Below are 17,682 nucleotides of genomic sequence, written 5' to 3' on the forward strand. Positions count from 1 at the left end.
TCCCTACATAGCCCGCGTGTGCCGGCTCGTGGCCGCTGCCCCCACCCGACAACACCGCCACCTTCCTCGCCCCCAACGCCGCCGGCACGTCCGCGCGCACCACCACCGTCTCCCCCTCAAGCAACGCCTGGCCCGGCGCCAGCGCCACGAACCCCTCCAACATCTCCTGGACCACCGCGCGCGGCGCATTGACGAGCTTCTTCACCATCGACTCCTGGGTCGGAACGAACGGAGATGGACTGCGCTCCAATACCGACCCTTCCGCCCCCATTGCAGCCCGTCAAGCCGGACGTACGCCGCAAGGCCGTGGAGAGACGTTTGCGTCACAGAACCCGCTTTCCCATTGACTCCGGAAGATTTCTGAGGATGATTCTCATTATCATTCGCTGAGCTGTAACAAAAACACGGCGGTCCGGCGAGAAGTGCGCCCGGACCCGGCCGAGCCTGGCATTGCCGGGCCGGGCCATGGCTGACGTGTATCTGGATTCAGGTGATTGTCTTGAGTGCTCCATCCCCCGCCCCGCGTGAGCGCACGCTGCTGTGGCTGCTCGCGGCGGTGCAGTTCACGCACGTCGTCGACTTCATGATGCTGATGCCGCTGGGCCCGTTGCTGATGCAGCGGCTCTCGCTGTCGGCGACGCGGTTCGGAGCGCTGGTGTCCGCGTACACGCTCGCGTCCGCGGCCATGGGCGTGCTGGGCGTGTTCTGGCTGGATCGCCTGGAGCGCAAGCGCACGCTGCTGATGCTCTACGCGGGCTTCATCATCGCCACGCTCCTGTGCGGCGCCGCCACCGGGCCCACGGGCCTGCTCATCGCCCGCACAGTCGCCGGCGGCTGCGCGGGGCTGATGGGCGCCGTCGTCATCGCCATCGTCAGCGACACCGTGCCCGCCGAGCGCCGGGGCCAGGCCATTGGCACCGTGATGACGGCCTATGCGCTGTCCGCCGTCGCGGGCGTGCCGCTGGGCCTGGGCCTCGCGAACCTCGGGGGTTGGCGCGCGCCGTTCATCGTCCTCGCGGCGGTCGCGGGCTTCGTGTGGCTGCTGCTGCTTCGCTTCCTGCCTCGCGTGGACGGGCACCTGTCCCAGGCGTTCGGCACCTCCGCCACCGCGGGCTTCACGCCCCGGCTGGCCATGGGCTGGGGCCTCACCTTCACCGTGGTGTTCGCCAGCTTCCTGCTGATCCCCTACCTGGGCGCCTTCATGGTGGGCAACGTGGGCCTGTCCCTCACGGACCTGCCCTGGGTGTACCTGGCGGGCGGCGCGGCCACCTTCGTGAGCTCGCGCTGGATTGGCCGGTTGGCGGACCGCATGGGCCCTGCTCGCGCCCTGGCGCTGCTGCTCGTGGCCACCATGGTGCCGCACCTGCTCTTCACCCACCTGCCTCCGTCTCCGCTGCCGGTGGTGGCCGTCGTGTTCGTGCTCTTCATGACGCTCACCTCCGGCCGCGCCATCCCCACCATGGCGCTGGTCGCGTCGCAGGTGCCGCCGTCCATCCGGGGCCGCTACCTCGCGGTCAACATCGCCGCCAGCGACGGGGCCTCCGGGCTCGCCGCGTGGATGGGCGGACTGCTGCTCACCACCGGCCCGGACGGCACGCTCATCGGCTTCGCGCAGCTGGGCTGGCTGGCCGTGGCCATCTCCGCGCTCGCGCTCGGGCTGTTGTGGACCTTCGTGGGCCGCGCCGTGCGGCTGGACGCGACGCCCGCGCCCTGAATCCCTCTTCACCCCTCACCAGGACCCTTCCATGTCCCAGACAGCCCCCCGTCACCCATCCCTGCCTCGCCCCATCGTGGGTGAGATCAAGCTGGAGCGCTCCAACCAGCTGCTCGCCGAGGCCCGCAAGTGGGTCCCCGGCGTCACGCAGACGATGATGAAGAAGCCGGATCACTTCGCCCCCGGCGCCTTCCCCGTGTTCCTCGCCAAGGGCAACGGCGCCCTGGTGGAGGACGCGGACGGCCAGGAGTACATCGACTTCATCCAGGCGCTGGGCGCCAACATGCTGGGCCACAACCACCCGGCCGTCGCGGAGACCATCCGCAAGCACCTGGCGGAAGGCATCATCCACTCGCTGCCCACGCCGGTGGAGGTCTCCTCCGTGAAGGCGCTGGTGGAAGTGATTCCCGGCGCGGAGATGGCCCGCTTCTTCAAGACGGGCGCGGACGCCACCTCCGCCGCCGTGCGCCTGTCGCGCCACCTCACCGGCCGCGAGCACATCGTCACCGTGGGATACAACGGCTGGCACGACCACTTCATGTATGACACCCCGGGCGTGCCCCCGACGGTGGCGAAGCTCACCACCCGCCTGCCCCTCTTCACGCCCCCGGACGAGCCCGCCCTCATCGAGCACATCGAGAAGCACGGCGCCCAGCTGGCCTGCGTGCTGCTGGCCATCCCGTACAACCGCACCGTCACCCGCGAGTTCCTGCTCCAGGTGAAGGAGACCTGCGCGAAGCACGGCGTGCTGTTCGTCCTGGACGAGGTCGTCACCGGCTTCCGTCTGGCTTTGGGCGGCGCGCAGCAGTTCTTCAACATCCAGGCGGACTTCGTCACGCTGTCCAAGGGCATCGCCGCGGGCATGCCCCTGTCCGCCATCGCGGGCCCGGAGAAGTATCTGTCGCGCCTGAGTGAGCTCCAGGTGTCCACCACCTTCGGCGGCGAGATGCTCTCACTGGCCGTGTGTGAGGCGGTCATCAAGGAATACCGCACCACGAACTACGTGGAGCACATCGCCAACCTGGGCCGCCGCCTGCGCGACGGCGTCAACGCCCACGCGCGTGAGACGGGCTCCAGCCTGGAGGTCATCGGCTACGACGCCGTGCCCTTCTTCCGCTTCAGCAAGGTCATCCCCGAGCACATCGAGAAGATGATCCCCTTCCAGGCCGGCATGGCTCGCCGGGGCGTCATCCTCCGCCGCGACCTGAACTTCATCAGCGCCGTGCATACCGCGGAGCAGATTGAACACACCATCGCCGCCGCCGGAGAGGTGCTCCGCGAGACGGCCGCCGCCAGGGCCAGCGCCGCCTGAGACTGAAACAATCGCTCAATCACCGCCCGTGAAGCCAGACGTCGGGCGGTTCCCTGCCTCAGCCACCTTGACAGGAATTCGTGGCCATGGCACTTCCCGGCTCTGAAAATGAGAATGGTTCTCATTTTCATTCAAACAATCCAGGCGAGCGGCGGATGGCTTCGATGACGGGACACGCGGTGGTGACGGGCGCGGCGCAAGGCATTGGCGCGGCGGTGGCGCGCAAGCTGGCGCGCACGATGCCCGTCGCGGTGTTCGACCAGAACGCCGCGGGATTGGAGCTGCTGGTGGCGGAGCTGCGCCGGCAGGGACTGAAGGCCACCGCGTTCCCGGTGGACGTGCGCGACAAGGACGGCATCGAGGATGCCATCGCGTCCATCGAGTCCAAGCTGGGCCCCATCCAGGTGCTGGCCAACGTGGCGGGCATCCTGCGCATGGGGTCCGTGCTCACGCAGAGCGACGCGGACTGGATGTCCACCTTCGCCGTCAACACCCACGGCGTGTTCCATGTCTCGCGCGCGGTGGCCAGGCACATGGTGCCCCGCCGCTCCGGCGCCATCGTGACGGTGGGCTCCAACGCCGCGGGCGTGCCGCGCATGCAGATGGCGGCCTACGCGGCGTCCAAGGCCGCCTCCACCATGTTCACCAAGTGCCTGGGGTTGGAGCTGGCTGAGCACGGCATCCGCTGCAACGTCGTCTCCCCCGGCTCCACCGACACCGCCATGCAGCGGGGCATGTGGACGGACGAGTCCGGCCCCGCGCGCGTCATCCAGGGTTCGCTGGACACCTACCGCACGGGCATCCCGCTGCGCCGCATCGCCACGCCGGACGACATCGCGGACGCCGTGGTGTTCCTCGCGTCCGACCAGGCCCGACACATCACGATGCACGATTTGTGTATCGACGGCGGCGCCACGCTGGGCGTGTAGCGCGCCCGCGACGTTCGCCTTCTCTCCCTGATTTTCCCTCCCGGGATGGACGCAGGTCCTTCCCCCCAAATCGCCCCGAGTTGAGAATGATTCCTGATACCAAAATCGTTGAACGGCAGACGGACGCGCGGACGGTGGACGGCGTGGTGGGCGCGCCGGCCGTGGCGCGGGAGCCGGAGCAGGAGGCGCTGGCGGCTCGGCTGCTGCGCGACTACGACGCGGGCGGGTTCTTCTTCGCGTCCCCCAAGCGCACCATGCTGGCGCGCGGCGTGTTCGCCACGGTGCCGGACGCGGGCGGGGCGAACTCGCTGGACGGCCTGCCGGAGCGCGTGGCCTCGGTGCTCAACGCCTCGCGGGACGCGGCGCATGACATCCCGGTGGCGGTGGGCGCGGTGCCCTTCGACGGCAAGGTGGCCGCGCACCTGGTGGTGCCCATGACCCTCCAGCGCGCGGGGCCCATGGTGTTCGACGCGGCCGCTGCCGCGCGGTCTCCCCTGGCCGGTCAGTACACGCTGCGGCCCGTGCCGGAGCCCTGCGCGTACAAGGACGGCGTGGCGGCGGCGCTGAAGCTCATGCAGGAAGGCCCGCTGCGAAAGGTGGTGCTGTCGCGCTCCCTGCACGTGGACACCGCGGCGCCCGTGGACCTGCGGCAGCTCTTGCACAACCTGGCCCGGCGCAACCCGCATGGGTACACCTTCGCGGTGGACCTGCCGCAGCACGCGGACGCGGCCCCGGGCGCCGGACGGCGTACGCTCATCGGCGCGAGCCCGGAGCTGCTGGTGGCGCGCTCCGGCCTCCAGGTCCTGGCCAATCCGCTGGCGGGCTCCGCCGCGCGCAGCCCGGATCCGGTGGAGGACACGGCGCGGGCCACGCGGCTGATGGCCTCACCCAAGGACCTGCACGAGCACGCGGTCGTCATCGACGCGGTGGCGGAGGCGCTGCGGCCCTTCTGCAAGACGCTGGACGTGCCCAAGGGCCCGTCGCTCGTGAGCACCCAGACGATGTGGCACCTGTCCAGCCGCATCACCGGTGAGCTGAAGGATCCATCCATCACCTCGCTGACGCTGGCGCTGGCCATGCACCCCACCCCGGCGGTGTGCGGCCACCCGACGGCGCTGGCGCACGAGGCCATTGGCAACATCGAACCGTTCCACCGTGGCTACTACACGGGCACCGTGGGCTGGTGCGACGCGAACGGCGACGGTCAGTGGGCCGTCACCATCCGCTGCGCGGAGGCCGACGAGCGCACCCTGCGGCTGTTCGCGGGCGCGGGCATCGTCGTGGGCTCCACGCCGGAGGCGGAGCTCGCGGAGACCGAGGCCAAGTTCCTCACCATGCTCCAGGCGATGGGCCTGGGCCTCGAGGTGCAGCCGTGAGCACCGCGCGGGAACACCTGCCCGGCTGCCCCACGTGGCCGGAGGACTTCGCCCAGCGCTACCGCGAGGCCGGTTACTGGCGTGGGGAGACCTTCGGTCAGCTCCTGCGCGACCGCGCCCGGGACTTCGGGTCGCGCGTGGCGCTGGTGGGCGGCGCGCACCGCTGGACGTACGCGGAGCTGGACGCGCGCGTGGACCGCATGGCCTCGGGCTTCCACGCCCTGGGCATCCGTGCGCGCGACCGCGTGGTGGTGCAGCTGCCGAACGTGCCGGAGTTCTACGAGGTCATCTTCGCGCTGTTCCGCATGGGCGCGCTGCCGGTGTTCGCGCTGCCGGCGCACCGCGCTTCGGAAATTGGCTACTTCTGCGCCTTCACGGAAGCTGTCGCGTACGTCATCCCGGAGCGCTTCGGTGGCTTCGACTACCGGGGGCTCGCGGAGCAGGTGAAGGCCGCCACGCCCACGTTGAAGCACGTGCTGGTGCTGGGTGACGCGGGTGCGCATACGGCTCTGGCCTCCGTGCCCTCGGAGCCCGTGACGATGGAGGGCCCGTCGCCGTCCGACGTGGCGTTCTTCCAGCTGTCCGGCGGCAGCACCGGCGTGCCCAAGCTCATCCCGCGCACGCACGACGACTACATCTACAGCCTGCGCGCCAGCGTGGACGTGTGCCAGTTCACCTCTGAGACGGTGTACCTGTGCGCGCTGCCCGCGGCGCACAACTTCCCCATGTCCTCGCCCGGCGTGCTGGGCACGTTCCAGGTGGGCGGCACGGCGGTGATGGCGCTCAACCCCAGCCCGGACGTGGCCTTCCCGCTCATCGAGCGTGAGCGCGTCACCGTCACCGCGCTGGTGCCTCCGCTGACCATGGTGTGGCTGGACTCGACGCTGGCGAAGAAGCACGACCTGTCCAGCCTGAAGGTCCTCCAGGTGGGCGGCGCCCGGCTGAGCGACGAGGCCGCCGCGCGCGTGCGCCCCACGCTGGGCTGCGGACTCCAGCAGGTCTTCGGCATGGCCGAAGGTTTGGTGAACTACACGCGGCTGGACGACCCGGAGACGCTCATCGTCACCACGCAGGGCCGCCCCATGTCGGACGCGGACGAACTGCGCGTGGTGGACGACGACGACGTGCCGGTGGCGCCCGGTGAGACGGGGCACCTGCTCACGCGCGGGCCTTACACCATCCGCGGCTACTACAAGGCGGAAGCGCACAACACCAAGGCCTTCACCACGGACGGCTTCTACCGCACGGGCGACCTGGTGCGCCTGACGCCGGAGGGCTACCTGGTGGTGGAGGGCCGCGCGAAGGATCAGATCAACCGGGGCGGCGACAAGGTCGCGGCGGAGGAGGTGGAGAACCACCTGCTCGCGCACCCTTCCGTCAGCGACGCGGCGGTAGTGGCCATCCCGGACAAGTTCCTGGGCGAGCGCACCTGCGCCGTCGTCATCCCCCGCGGCGAGGCCCCCGCCCCCTCCGTGCTCAACGCCTTCCTGCGCCAGCGCGGCCTGGCGTCGTTCAAGATCCCCGACCGCATCGAGTTCGTCGCGGCCTTCCCGCAGACGGGCGTCGGCAAGGTCAGCAAGAAGGCGCTGCGCGACAGCCTGCGCCAGTCCCTCTCCACTCCTTCTCCCTGAAACAGGAGCCCTTCATGGCACTGCCTGCCATTGCCCCCTATTCCATGCCCGGCGCGACGGAGCTGCCCCAGAACAAGCTTGCCTGGACGCCCGAGCCCAAGCGCTGCGTCCTGCTCATCCACGACATGCAGCGCTACTTCGTGGACGCCTTCACGCAGGGGCAGTCCCCGGTGACGGAGCTGGTGGCCAACATCCAGCGCCTGCGCCAGCACGCGGTGAAGCTGGGAATCCCCATCGTCTACTCCGCGCAGCCGGGAGACCAGACGGCGGAGCAGCGCGGCCTCCAGCTGGAGTTCTGGGGCCCCGGCGTCCGCGCCGGCCCGAAGCAGCAGATCATCGACGAGCTCACCCCGGCGCAGGACGACACCGTCCTCACCAAGTGGCGCTACAGCGCGTTCCGCAACACGCGCCTGATGGACCTGATGCGCGAGCAGGGGCGCGATCAACTCATCATCTGCGGCATCTACGCGCACATCGGCTGCCTGCAGACGGCCAGCGACGGCTCCATGAGCGAGATCCGTCCCTTCCTCGTCGCGGACGCGGTGGCGGACTTCTCGCTGGAGAAGCACCAGATGGCGCTGGAGTACGCCTCGAAGCTGGTGGCGTTCGTCACCACCACGCAGCAGCTCATGGACGCGATGCCGGTGCAGGCCGCTGGCGCGGCGGTGGACCGCGACCAGCTTCGCGCGGACGTGGCGGAGCTGCTGATGGAGTCCGCGTCCGCGATTGGCGAGGACGAAAACCTGCTCGAACGCGGCATGGATTCCATCCGCCTGATGAGCCTGGTGGAGCGCTGGCGGCAGGGCGGCACGGAGGTGTCCTTCGTGGAGCTCGCGGAGAAGCCCACGCTCACCGACTGGTACGCGCTGCTCGCCGCGAAGCAGCCTGTCGCGATGGCCCCCGGCGCTCGCGCCTCATGACCCGCCCTCGGGGCGGCACCCTTCCCCCTCGGAGTTCCCCGTCATGCTTCCCCCATCCCAGGACAACCGCCCGCTGACCGCGGCCCAGCACGGCATCTGGGTGGGGCAACAGCTCGACCTGAAGAGCCCCGTCTACAACGCGGGGGAGTGCATTGAATTCCGTGGCGCCGTGGATCCCGTGCGCTTCGAGTCCGCCCTGCGCAAGGCGGTGGCGGACGCGGACGCGCTGCACTCGCGCTTCGTCGCGGGCGCGGAAGGTCCGGTCCAGCGCATCGACGCGGGGACGGACTGGACGCTCCAGCACGTGGACCTGAGCGGCGAGGCCGATCCCTGGGCCGCCGCGCAGGAGTGGATGTGGAAGGACCTGGGCCGCACGGTGGACCTGGGCACGGGCCCGCTGTTCGCGCAGGCGCTGCTCACCGTGGGGCCAGAGCGGTCCTTCTGGTTCCAGCGCATCCACCACATCGCCATGGATGGCTATGGCTTCTCGCTGCTCGCCCGGCGGGTGGCGGAGCTCTACACAGCGGACGTGATGGGCAAGGCCGTGCCGGCGGGGTTCAGCCGGCTGGGCCCCGTGCTGGATGAGGACGTCGCGTACCGGAGCGGCGCCCAGCTCCAGAAGGACCGCGACTTCTGGGTGAAGCGCTTCGAGGACGCCCCGGTGCCACCGCTGCTCGCGGAGGCGGCGCCCATGTCGTCGCGCTTCCTGCGGCGCTCGGAGTACCTGCGGCCGGAGCTGATGGCGGCGCTGCAGGCTGGCGCGAAGCAGGCGGGCGTGAGCTGGTCCGACGTGGTGCTGGCCGTGACGGCCATCTACCTGCACCAGCGCACGGGCGCTCCGGAGGCCGTGCTGGGCCTTCCGGTGATGGGCCGGCTGGGTTCGGCGTCTTTGCGCGTGCCGTGCATGGCCATGAACATCGTCCCGCTGCGCATCGCCGTGCGGCCGGACGCGGGGCTGTACGCGCTGGCCCGCGACGTGGCCGCGGAGATGAAGGCCTCGCGCCCGCACCTGCGCTACCGCTACGAGCAGCTGCGGCGCGACCTGCGCCTCGTGGGTGGACAGCGCAAGCTGTTCGGTCCCGTCGTCAACATCATGCCGTTCGACTACGCCCTGGACTTCGCGGGCGTGCCGGGGACGGCGCACAACATCTCCGCGGGTCCGGTGGAGGACCTGTCCTTCGGCTTCCATGCGCGGTCGGGTGGAACGGCCCTGCGCGTGGACCTGGACGCGAACCCCGCCTGCTACACGGAGGCCTCGCTCGAGGAGCACCAGCGCGGGTTCCTCCAGCTGCTGGAGTCGTTGCTCGCGCAGCCTGAGCAGCCGGTGCGGCGTTCCGCGTCGGGCGGGGTCGGCTCCGTGCTGGATGGCGGCCCGGTGCCTCCGGTGCGCCCGGTGCTGGAGCTGCTGAAGGCCCAAGCTGATGTCCGTCCGGACGCGGTCGCGCTGGAGCATGGCCGTTGGCGGATGACCTACCGCGAGCTGGTGACGGCGTCGCAGGCCCTCGCCTCGCGCCTGACCGAGGCGGGCGTGCGGCCCGACACGGCGGTGGCGGTGAAGGTGCCCCGGGGCATCGACGCCATCGTGTCCAGCCTGGGCATCTTGTTCGCGGGCGCGGGCTACCTGCCCATTGATCCGACCGGCCCGGCCACTCGCAACGCGGCCATCCTCCAGGACGCGCGGCCCGCCGTGATGGTGGTGTCCGAGCGCCCCTCGCCCGACACGGATCCGACCGCGCCGGGTGTGCTCGTCGTGAAGCGGCTGGAGCAGGCCGACACCTCGGCGCGGGATTCGACGGCGCACGCCATCCCGCGAGGAGTGCCCGCTGCCCAGCAGCCGGAAGCACGCGATGCGGAGCCCGCGTCGAGCGCTGAGGCGCGGCTTGCGTACGTCATCTACACGTCCGGCTCCACGGGACAGCCCAACGGCGTGCAGATCACGCACGGGGCCCTGGCCCACTTCGTCGCGGGCGCGACGCAGCGCTACAGCGTCGGCCCCGAGGACCGCGTCCTCCAGTTCGCTCCGCTCCACTTCGACGCCAGCGTGGAGGAGATCTTCGTCACGCTGTGCGCGGGCGGACGGCTGGTGCTGCGCACGGACGAGATGCTCCAGTCAGTGCCGCGCCTGATGGAGGCCTGCGCGGATGCGGGCATCACCCTGCTCGACCTGCCCACCGCCTTCTGGCACGAGCTGGCCTACAGCCTGTCCACTGGCGCCGCCCGGCTGCCCGACGCGCTTCGCACCGTCATCATCGGCGGTGAGGCGGCGCTGCCGGAGCGCATCGCCCGCTGGAAGGACGTCGCGGGCGACCGCGTGCACCTGCTCAACACCTACGGCCCCACCGAGGCCACCGTCGTCGCCACCGTCGCCGAGCTCGCGGGGCCGGACGCCCTGCCCTCCGGTGACGAGGTCCCCATCGGCCGCCCGCTGCCCGGCGTCGTCGCGGCGGTCGTCACTCCACAGGGACGTCTGGCCGCCCCCGGCAAGGAGGGCGAGCTGTGCCTGATGGGCGGCGCGCTCGCTCGCGGCTACCTGGGCCGCCCGGAGCTGGATGCTGCCCGCTTCACCCGCCTGGACGCGGTGGAAGGAACGCCCCGCGCCTACCGCACCGGCGACAAGGTGCGCGTGCGCGACGACGGCCAACTGGTGTTCGTGGGCCGCGTGGACGACGAGTTCAAGATCAGCGGCCACCGCATCGACCCGGGCGAAGTCGAAACCGTGTTGCTGAAGTATCCCGGCATCCTTGAGGCCGCCGTCGTCGGACAGGTGCTGCCGGGCGGGTCCCGCCGGCTGTGCGCGCACCTGGTGGCCTCGCCCGAGCCCTCGCCCGCGGAGCTGCGCAAGCACCTGCTCACGGCGCTGCCCGCCCCCATGGTGCCCGGCGCCTTCGCCTTCGCGGAGCGGCTGCCCCGCACCAGCACCGGGAAGATCGACCGCAAGGCACTCCAGAACGCGATGCCCGCGGATGAGAGCGCCGCGCTGCTCGCCTCCGCGACGCCCATGGAGCGCACGGTGCTGGAGGTCTGGGAGCAGGTGCTGGGCCGCGCCGCCACGTCGCTCCAGGATGACTTCTTCGAACTGGGCGGCCAGTCCCTCCAGAGCATCCAGGTGGCCAACCGCCTGGGCATCGCGGTGGGCCGCGACGTGCCCGTGGCCACCGTCTTCAAGCACCCCACCGTGTCCGGCCTCGCGCAAGCGCTCCAGGGCGGAAGCACGGGCGGTGCCGAGGCTGGCGGTCTCACGCCCGCGATGCTCGCGGACGCGGAGCTGGGCGAGGACGTCGTCCCTTCCTCGACGGGAGAGGCCTGGGCGCGCGAGCTGCCGCGCCGGGGCCAGGGCTTCCGTCAGGTCCTCCTCACGGGCGCCACCGGCTTCGTCGGCGCGCACCTGCTCCACCAACTCCTGGCCCGGACGGACGCGCGGATCATCTGCCCCGTGCGCGCCAAGGACGAGGCGCAGGCCATGGACCGGCTGCGCTCGGCGCTGACCGGCCAGAAGCTGCCTGTTGCTGGACTGGAGACGCGGGTGCTCGCGCTGCCGGCGGACCTCTCCCAGCCGCTGCTGGGCCTGGACGCCACGCGCTTCCACGGACTCGCCGCCGAGTGCGACGCCGTCATCCACAACGCCGCCGTCGTCAGCGTGGTGCGCGAGTACGGCAGCCTCCAGGGCGTCAACGTGCGCGGCACGCGCGAGCTGCTCAAGCTGGCCGCCGCCGTCCGCCCCAAGCCCTTCCACTACGTGTCCACGCTGGCGGTGGCGCCGCAGGCGAACCTGTCCCCGGACGTGCCGGAGGCCTTCGTCCCCTCGCACCCCGGGCTTCGCGACGGCTACCAGCAGAGCAAGTGGATCGCGGAGCGGCTGGTGCAACAGGCGTCCGAGCGCGGCCTGCCCGCGACGGTCTACCGACTGGGCCGCGTGGTGGGCGCTCCGGACACCGCGCTCGTCAACACGCAGGACCTGGTGTGGCGCATCGTGCTCGCCGGCCTGCCCGTCCGCGCCCTGCCGCTGTTGGACGTGGGCGAGGTCTGGACGCCGGTGGACTTCGTGGCCAGCGCCATCGTCCAACTCGCGCGCGCGTCGCATCCGGGCGCGGTGTTCAACGTCACGCCCGCCGAGGAAGTGCGCCTGTCCGAGCTCTTCGACTGGGTGCGCGACTACGGCTACCCGCTGGACTTGTGTCACGTGCCGGAGTGGCGCGACCGCGTCGCGAAGGGCTCCGGCGGCCACGACGCCACGCTCGCATTCTTTGATTTGCGCAGCGGGGACTCCACCCCGGCCTTCGGCCTGGGCCCCATCCGCTGTGAACGGCTGCTGGCCGCGCTGGAGGGCACCGACGTCCGCTGCCCTCCCACCGACCGCGACCTCCTCTATCGCTACCTCGACTCCTGCGTCGCGCAGGGAATCCTGCCCCCGAAAGTGACGGCGCTCCCGTGACGAATACCTCCTGGTCCCCCTCCTCCTGGCGGGCGAAGCCGGTCCGCTACATCCCCGACGACTACCCTGACCTCTCCATGCTCGCGCGCGTGGAGGCGGAGCTGGCGCGCCTGCCGCCGCTGGTGCACGCCGAAGAGACCCGCCGCCTGCGCGAAGCCCTGGGCCAGGTGGCCGAGGGCAAGGCCTTCCTGCTCCAGGGCGGCGACTGCGCTGAGAGCTTCAAGGAGTTCTCCGTGGAGAACGTGCGCAGCACCTTTCAGCTCCTGCTCCAGATGGCGGGCGTGCTCACGTTCGCGGGCGGCTGCCCGGTGGTGAAGGTGGGCCGCATCGCGGGCCAGTTCGCCAAGCCGCGCTCCAGCGCCACGGAGACCCTCAACGGCGTCACGCTGCCCAGCTACCGCGGCGACATCATCAACGGCATGGACTTCGACGCCCGCGAGCGGACGCCGGATCCCCAGCGCCTGCTGCGCGCGTACCACCAGTCCGCGGAGACGATGCAGCTGGTGCGGGCCTTCGCGCGCGAGGGCTACACGGACCTGACCCGCCTCCTGGGCCACCGCCCGGAGTCCGAAGGCGCCGTGCGCCCGGTGGACTTCTTCACCAGCCACGAGGCCCTGCTCCTCAACGTCGAGCAGGCCATGACGCGCGTCGATGAGGCCACGGGCGGCTGGTACGACACGTCCGCGCACATGCTCTGGATTGGCGAGCGCACCCGCCAGCTGGACGGCGGCCACGTGGAGTTCATGCGCGGCATCCAGAACCCCATCGGGCTCAAGTGCGGCCCCACGCTGGAGCCGGACGACCTGATCCGCCTCATCGACACGCTCAACCCCCAGGGCATCCCGGGCAAGCTCACGCTCATCGGCCGCTTCGGTTCGGATCAGGTCGCCGCGCGCCTGCCCCGGCTGATGGCCGCCACCCGCCGCCATGGCAGCCCCGTGGTCTGGTCCATCGACCCGATGCACGGCAACACGCACAAGGCCAGCAACGGCTACAAGACGCGCTCGCTGGAGCGGATCCTCGCGGAGGTGATGGGCTTCCTCCAGGTCGCCGCCGCCGAGGGCGTGCACCCCGGAGGCATCCATCTGGAGATGACCGGCCAGGACGTCACCGAGTGCCTGGGCGGCCCGCTGGACGTGTCCGAGGACGACCTCTCCGACCGCTACCACACGCACTGCGATCCGCGCCTCAACGCGGACCAGTCGCTCCAGCTCGCGTTCCGCGTCGCGGACGGCCTGCACACCACGGTGCTCACCCCTCAAGACCGCGCTGCGTGAATTGCCATGCAGTCTTGACAGCTCAGACTTCGTGCGGCTAAACGTCGCGCCGTTGAAAATGAGAACCATTTTCATAATCGCGATCGAGGCGAAGCGCAGGTGGCGGTCCCAGTTGGGCGCGGCACTGCTGTCTTCTATTTGTTTCGGTGGCCTGGCTTACGCGGGCACGACGCAGGCGGAGGATCCGGCGGCCGCGCCCACGGCATCCGAAGCAGCTCCCGCGGCCGCTCCACCGGAGCCCGTCATCGAGCTGCCGAAGCTGCTCCACACCGTGGAGGCGCCCTACCCTGCAGAGGCGGAGCGCGCGCAGCTGGAGGCGAACGTCCGCCTGCGCCTGCGCGTGGACACGCAAGGCGTGGTGACGCAGGCGGAGGTGATGGAGCCCGTGGGCCACGGCTTCGATGAAGCCGCGCGCACCGCAGCGCTCCTGTTCCGCTTCACGCCCGCGAAGCGCAACGGCGCCCCTGCCCCCGCGCGCGTCACGTACACCTACGTCTTCCAGCTGCCCGGCCGCTCCAAGGCCGTGGCCGCCACGCCCCCGCCCGCCCTGTCCAGCGCCCCGAAGGCCGCGGCGTCCCAGGACGAGGCCCCGACCGAGTACGAGGAGGACGTCGAGGTCACCGCAGTGGGCGAGACGCGCGCCGAGCGCCGCCGCAAGTCGGCGGAGGCCGTGCAGGTCATCGAGCTGGAGCAGGCCAGCATGGAGTCCGCCGACCTGGGCACCGCGCTGGCGCGCACGGAGGGCGTGGACGTGCGCCGCACCGGCGGCCTGGGCAGCACCGCGCGCATCTCCATCGCGGGCCTGTCCGATGATCAGGTGCGCTTCTTCATCGACGGCGTCCCGCTGGAGTTCGCGGGCTACGGCCCGGGCCTGGCGAACGTGCCGGTGAACCTGGTGCAGCAGATGGAGGTCTACACGGGCGTGGTGCCCATCCGCTTCGGCGCGGACGTGCTGGGCGGCGCCGTGGAGCTCGTCACCGACCAGGACGTGCGCGGCTCGGCCGTGGCGGGCTCCTACGAGCTGGCCTCCTTCAACATCCACCGCTTCACCGCGAGCGGCCGCCACTACCAGGAGTCCACCGGCCTGCTGGTGCGCGCGCACGGCTTCTACGACGACGCGCGCAACGACTACCCCGTCAACGTGGAGGTGCCCAACGACCTGGGCAAGCCCGTGCCCGTGGAGGTGCGGCGCTTCCACGACGGCTACCGCGCGGGCGGGGCCAGCGTCGAGGCGGGCTTCGTGGACAAGCCCTGGGCGCGGCGCCTGCTCATGCGTGGCTTCATCAACGCCGCCGGACGCGACATCCAGAACGACGTCAACATGGAGGCCGCCTACGGCGAGGTGACCACCGCGGACGGCTCCGCGGGCGCCACGCTGCGCTACGCGCAGAACTACGACCCGGGCGTGAGCGTGGACGCGGTGGGCGGGTACACGTTCCGCCGCAACCGGTTCCTGGACATCGGCTCGTGCGCCTACGACTGGTATGGCCGCTGCTTCCTCACCCTGCCCCAGCCGGGGGAGATCAGCGAAGGCGGCGCGGAGCGCTACGTCAACCAGCACACCGCGTTCGCGCGGCTCAACGCCGCCTGGACACCCGTGCCCGGTGGCGCGCACACGCTGCGGCTCGCGGTGTCGCCCACCTTCGTGGCGCGCTCCGGTGAGGACCGCCGGCTCCAGGCGAACAACCAGCCGGATCCACTCACCGCGCCCCGCGGCGTCACGTCCCTGGTGTCGGGCCTGGAGTACCAGCTCGATGCCATCGACGGGCGGCTGCAGAACATCGCCTTCGTGAAGGACTACCTCCAGGACGTGCGCGCGCAGAAGCTGCTGGCCAGCGCGGAGTTCATGGACCTGGGCCGCACCGCGCACGAGTTCGGCCTGGGTGACAGCCTGCGCTTCCGCATCACCCCCGAGCTTGGCGCCAAGGCCTCCTACGAGTGGGCCACGCGGCTGCCGCGCCCGGATGAAATCTTCGGCGACGGGAACCTCATCGTCGACAACCTGGAGCTCCGGCCGGAGACCAGCCACAACTTCAACCTGGGTCTGGGCTACGCGTCCCAGGAAGGCCGCGCCGGCAGCTTCCGCGCCAACGTGAACGGCTTTGCCCGGCTGACGGATCAGCTCATCATCCTGATTGGCCAGGGCAGCTACTTCACCTACCAGAACGTCTACGGTTCCCGAGCGCTGGGCGCGATGGGCTCCCTGGGGTGGACGTCTCCGGGTCGCTACCTGAGCCTGGATGGCAACGCCACGTATCAGGATCTGCGCAACACCTCCGGCGAGGGCAACTACGCCGAGTTCAAGGACCAGCGCATCCCCAACCGTCCCTACCTGACGGCCAACGGCAGCGCGCAGGTCCGGGTGTCCGGCCTGCTCAAGTTCCAGGACGAGCTGCTCGTCACGTGGCGCACGCGCTACGTGGACGACTTCCTCCTCTCCTGGGAGGCGCTGGGCAACGCCGACAAGCTGGGCATCGATTCACAGCTCACGCACGGGCTGGCGCTCACCTACGTCATCCGCGACATGACGACCCGGCTGAGCTGGACGCTGGACTTCCAGAACATCACCAACGCCCAGACCTACGACTTCTACGGGGTCCAGCGCCCCGGGCGGCTCATCGCCGCCAAGTTCACGCTGGAGCGCTGAACCATCGCGTTCCTGTTTTTCGCCGCACCTCCACCCCACTTGAAAGGGAAGTCCTTTGACGCCTTCACCCTTCCTCCGCACCTCCGCGCGCCTGCTGCTGGCGCTCTCCCTCGCCTTCACTGCGGCCGCCTGCAACGACGACGACGACAACACGCCGGACTCGGGCACCAACACCGACGCCGGCACCGACGCGGGCACGACGACTCCGCCGATGTACGCGTTCGTCGCGCAGGTCAGCGTCGAGGGCAACCCCCAGAGCTACGTCATCCTGACGGAGACGTTGGATCCGGCCACGCCGCTGTCCACCGCCAACGCCACGCAGATCAACGGCCGCGCGCTGGGCTCCGGCATCACGAAGTCGGGCGCCATCTTCGTCTCCAGCAGCGCCGGCGCCACCGTCACCCGCTACAACCTGACGGCCAGCAACACGCTGGAGAAGGCCGGTGAGGTCACCTTCGCGGGCAAGGGCGTCACCACCATCGGCGAGTACCAGAACCAGTTCCAGTTCGCCTCCGAGACCAAGGCCTACTACTTCGACGGCCGCAACTCGCAGGTCATCATCTGGAACCCGAAGGACATGACGCTGACGAACAGCATCTCGCTGCCGGAGCTGACCATCGCCGGGAGCTCGACGACCTTCGCCTCCAACCCGATCCGCGTGGGCACCAAGGTGCTGATGCCGGTGGGCTGGCGCGCGGGCGCCGCCGTCACGAAGCAGGCGGGCATCATCGTGGTGGACACGGCGAACGACAGCGCGGTGCTGGTGAAGGATGACCGCTGCGGCTACGTGCGCGACGGCATCGTGGGCACGGACAACAAGGTCTACCTGGCGACGGAGGCGTACGGCGCCGCGGAGAAGCGCGTGTCCGGCACCAACTCCAGCGTTCCCACGCCCTGCATGCTGAAGTTCGACCCGGCGACGAACACCTACGACGCGACCTACTTCAAGGACCTGGGCACGCTGACGAACGGCGGCGCCACCGGTTCGCTGCTCGCGGGCCCCAACGGCACGGGCTACCTGCGCGTGCTGGATGAGACCGTCTACCCGGTCGCGGTGGACACGAACGCGCGCGTCCTCGCGAGCGCCGTGGCCTGGAAGTGGTGGAAGATCGACCCGGCCGCCGGCACCAACGCGACGCTCGTGGACACGCTGCCGGCCAGCACGGGCAGCTCGTTCCTGTATGAGATGAACGGCCGCACGGTGTTCAGCGAGTTCACCAACAACAGCGGCACCACGAACTACCGCGAGCTGTCGGACCTGACCGGCAACCTGGTGGCGACGCACCAGGGCCTGTCGTTCTCGTTCCTGCAGCTGCGCTAGGGGGTGTCCCTAAACGAGAGAAGATGAACTGCGGCCGAGGGTAGCAGTCGTGCCCTCGGCCGAGCATCAGCAGGAGGGGTTGCACTAAAGCGGGGCCATTGCCTACCCCAGGGGATGCACCGA

The 17,682-nt window shown here is 70.4% G+C and carries 11 protein-coding genes; 10 read left to right on the forward strand and 1 reads right to left on the reverse strand.

What is annotated here, in order from left to right:
- A partial coding sequence (locus D7Y15_RS36015) for a dihydroxyacetone kinase subunit DhaK (protein WP_199746025.1) occupies window positions 1-205 on the reverse strand: 205 nt, incomplete at its 3' end.
- Between the two features lie 285 nt (window positions 206-490).
- Between D7Y15_RS36015 and mxcK the strand changes: the two genes are divergently transcribed.
- From mxcK to D7Y15_RS36065, 10 genes are all read left to right on the forward strand, one after another.
- The gene (gene mxcK / locus D7Y15_RS36020; protein ID WP_121755423.1) at window positions 491-1,714 is read left to right on the forward strand and encodes a myxochelin export MFS transporter MxcK; all 1,224 of its coding nucleotides are present in this window, start codon (window positions 491-493) and stop codon (window positions 1,712-1,714) included.
- A gap of 31 nt (window positions 1,715-1,745) precedes the next feature.
- On the forward strand, window positions 1,746-3,026 hold the full coding sequence (gene mxcL / locus D7Y15_RS36025) for a myxochelin B biosynthesis transaminase MxcL (protein WP_120580362.1): 1,281 nt from the start codon (window positions 1,746-1,748) through the stop codon (window positions 3,024-3,026).
- 155 nt (window positions 3,027-3,181) lie between these two features.
- Window positions 3,182-3,955 carry a 2,3-dihydro-2,3-dihydroxybenzoate dehydrogenase gene (locus D7Y15_RS36030; protein ID WP_121755424.1) on the forward strand — a complete coding sequence of 258 codons (774 nt, stop codon included), beginning with the start codon at window positions 3,182-3,184 and terminating at the stop codon, window positions 3,953-3,955.
- Window positions 3,956-4,041: 86 nt separating this feature from the next.
- The gene (gene dhbC / locus D7Y15_RS36035; protein ID WP_121755425.1) at window positions 4,042-5,331 is read left to right on the forward strand and encodes an isochorismate synthase DhbC; all 1,290 of its coding nucleotides are present in this window, start codon (window positions 4,042-4,044) and stop codon (window positions 5,329-5,331) included.
- Window positions 5,328-6,962 (forward strand): (2,3-dihydroxybenzoyl)adenylate synthase, encoded by a 1,635-nt coding sequence (locus D7Y15_RS36040; RefSeq protein ID WP_120580365.1) that lies wholly within the window; start codon window positions 5,328-5,330, stop codon window positions 6,960-6,962. Before dhbC ends, D7Y15_RS36040 begins: the two co-directional genes overlap by 4 nt.
- 14 nt (window positions 6,963-6,976) lie before the next feature.
- Window positions 6,977-7,882 carry an isochorismatase family protein gene (locus tag D7Y15_RS36045; RefSeq protein WP_120580366.1) on the forward strand — a complete coding sequence of 302 codons (906 nt, stop codon included), beginning with the start codon at window positions 6,977-6,979 and terminating at the stop codon, window positions 7,880-7,882.
- Window positions 7,883-7,925: 43 nt separating this feature from the next.
- Window positions 7,926-12,314, forward strand: coding sequence for a myxochelin non-ribosomal peptide synthetase MxcG (gene mxcG, locus D7Y15_RS36050; protein WP_121755426.1), 4,389 nt, complete (start codon window positions 7,926-7,928; stop codon window positions 12,312-12,314).
- Complete coding sequence (locus tag D7Y15_RS36055; RefSeq protein ID WP_120580368.1) at window positions 12,311-13,591, forward strand: 3-deoxy-7-phosphoheptulonate synthase class II; 1,281 nt, start codon at window positions 12,311-12,313, stop codon at window positions 13,589-13,591. Before mxcG ends, D7Y15_RS36055 begins: the two co-directional genes overlap by 4 nt.
- Before the next feature lie 112 nt (window positions 13,592-13,703).
- Window positions 13,704-16,238 (forward strand): TonB-dependent siderophore myxochelin receptor MxcH, encoded by a 2,535-nt coding sequence (gene mxcH / locus D7Y15_RS36060; protein WP_233605225.1) that lies wholly within the window; start codon window positions 13,704-13,706, stop codon window positions 16,236-16,238.
- 55 nt (window positions 16,239-16,293) lie between these two features.
- Window positions 16,294-17,559 carry a hypothetical protein gene (locus D7Y15_RS36065; RefSeq protein WP_120581603.1) on the forward strand — a complete coding sequence of 422 codons (1,266 nt, stop codon included), beginning with the start codon at window positions 16,294-16,296 and terminating at the stop codon, window positions 17,557-17,559.
- Window positions 17,560-17,682 lie beyond the last annotated feature (123 nt).

Source organism: Corallococcus sp. AB030 (assembly GCF_003668965.1).
In the GTDB taxonomy this organism is placed as follows: Bacteria; Myxococcota; Myxococcia; order Myxococcales; family Myxococcaceae; genus Corallococcus; species Corallococcus exiguus.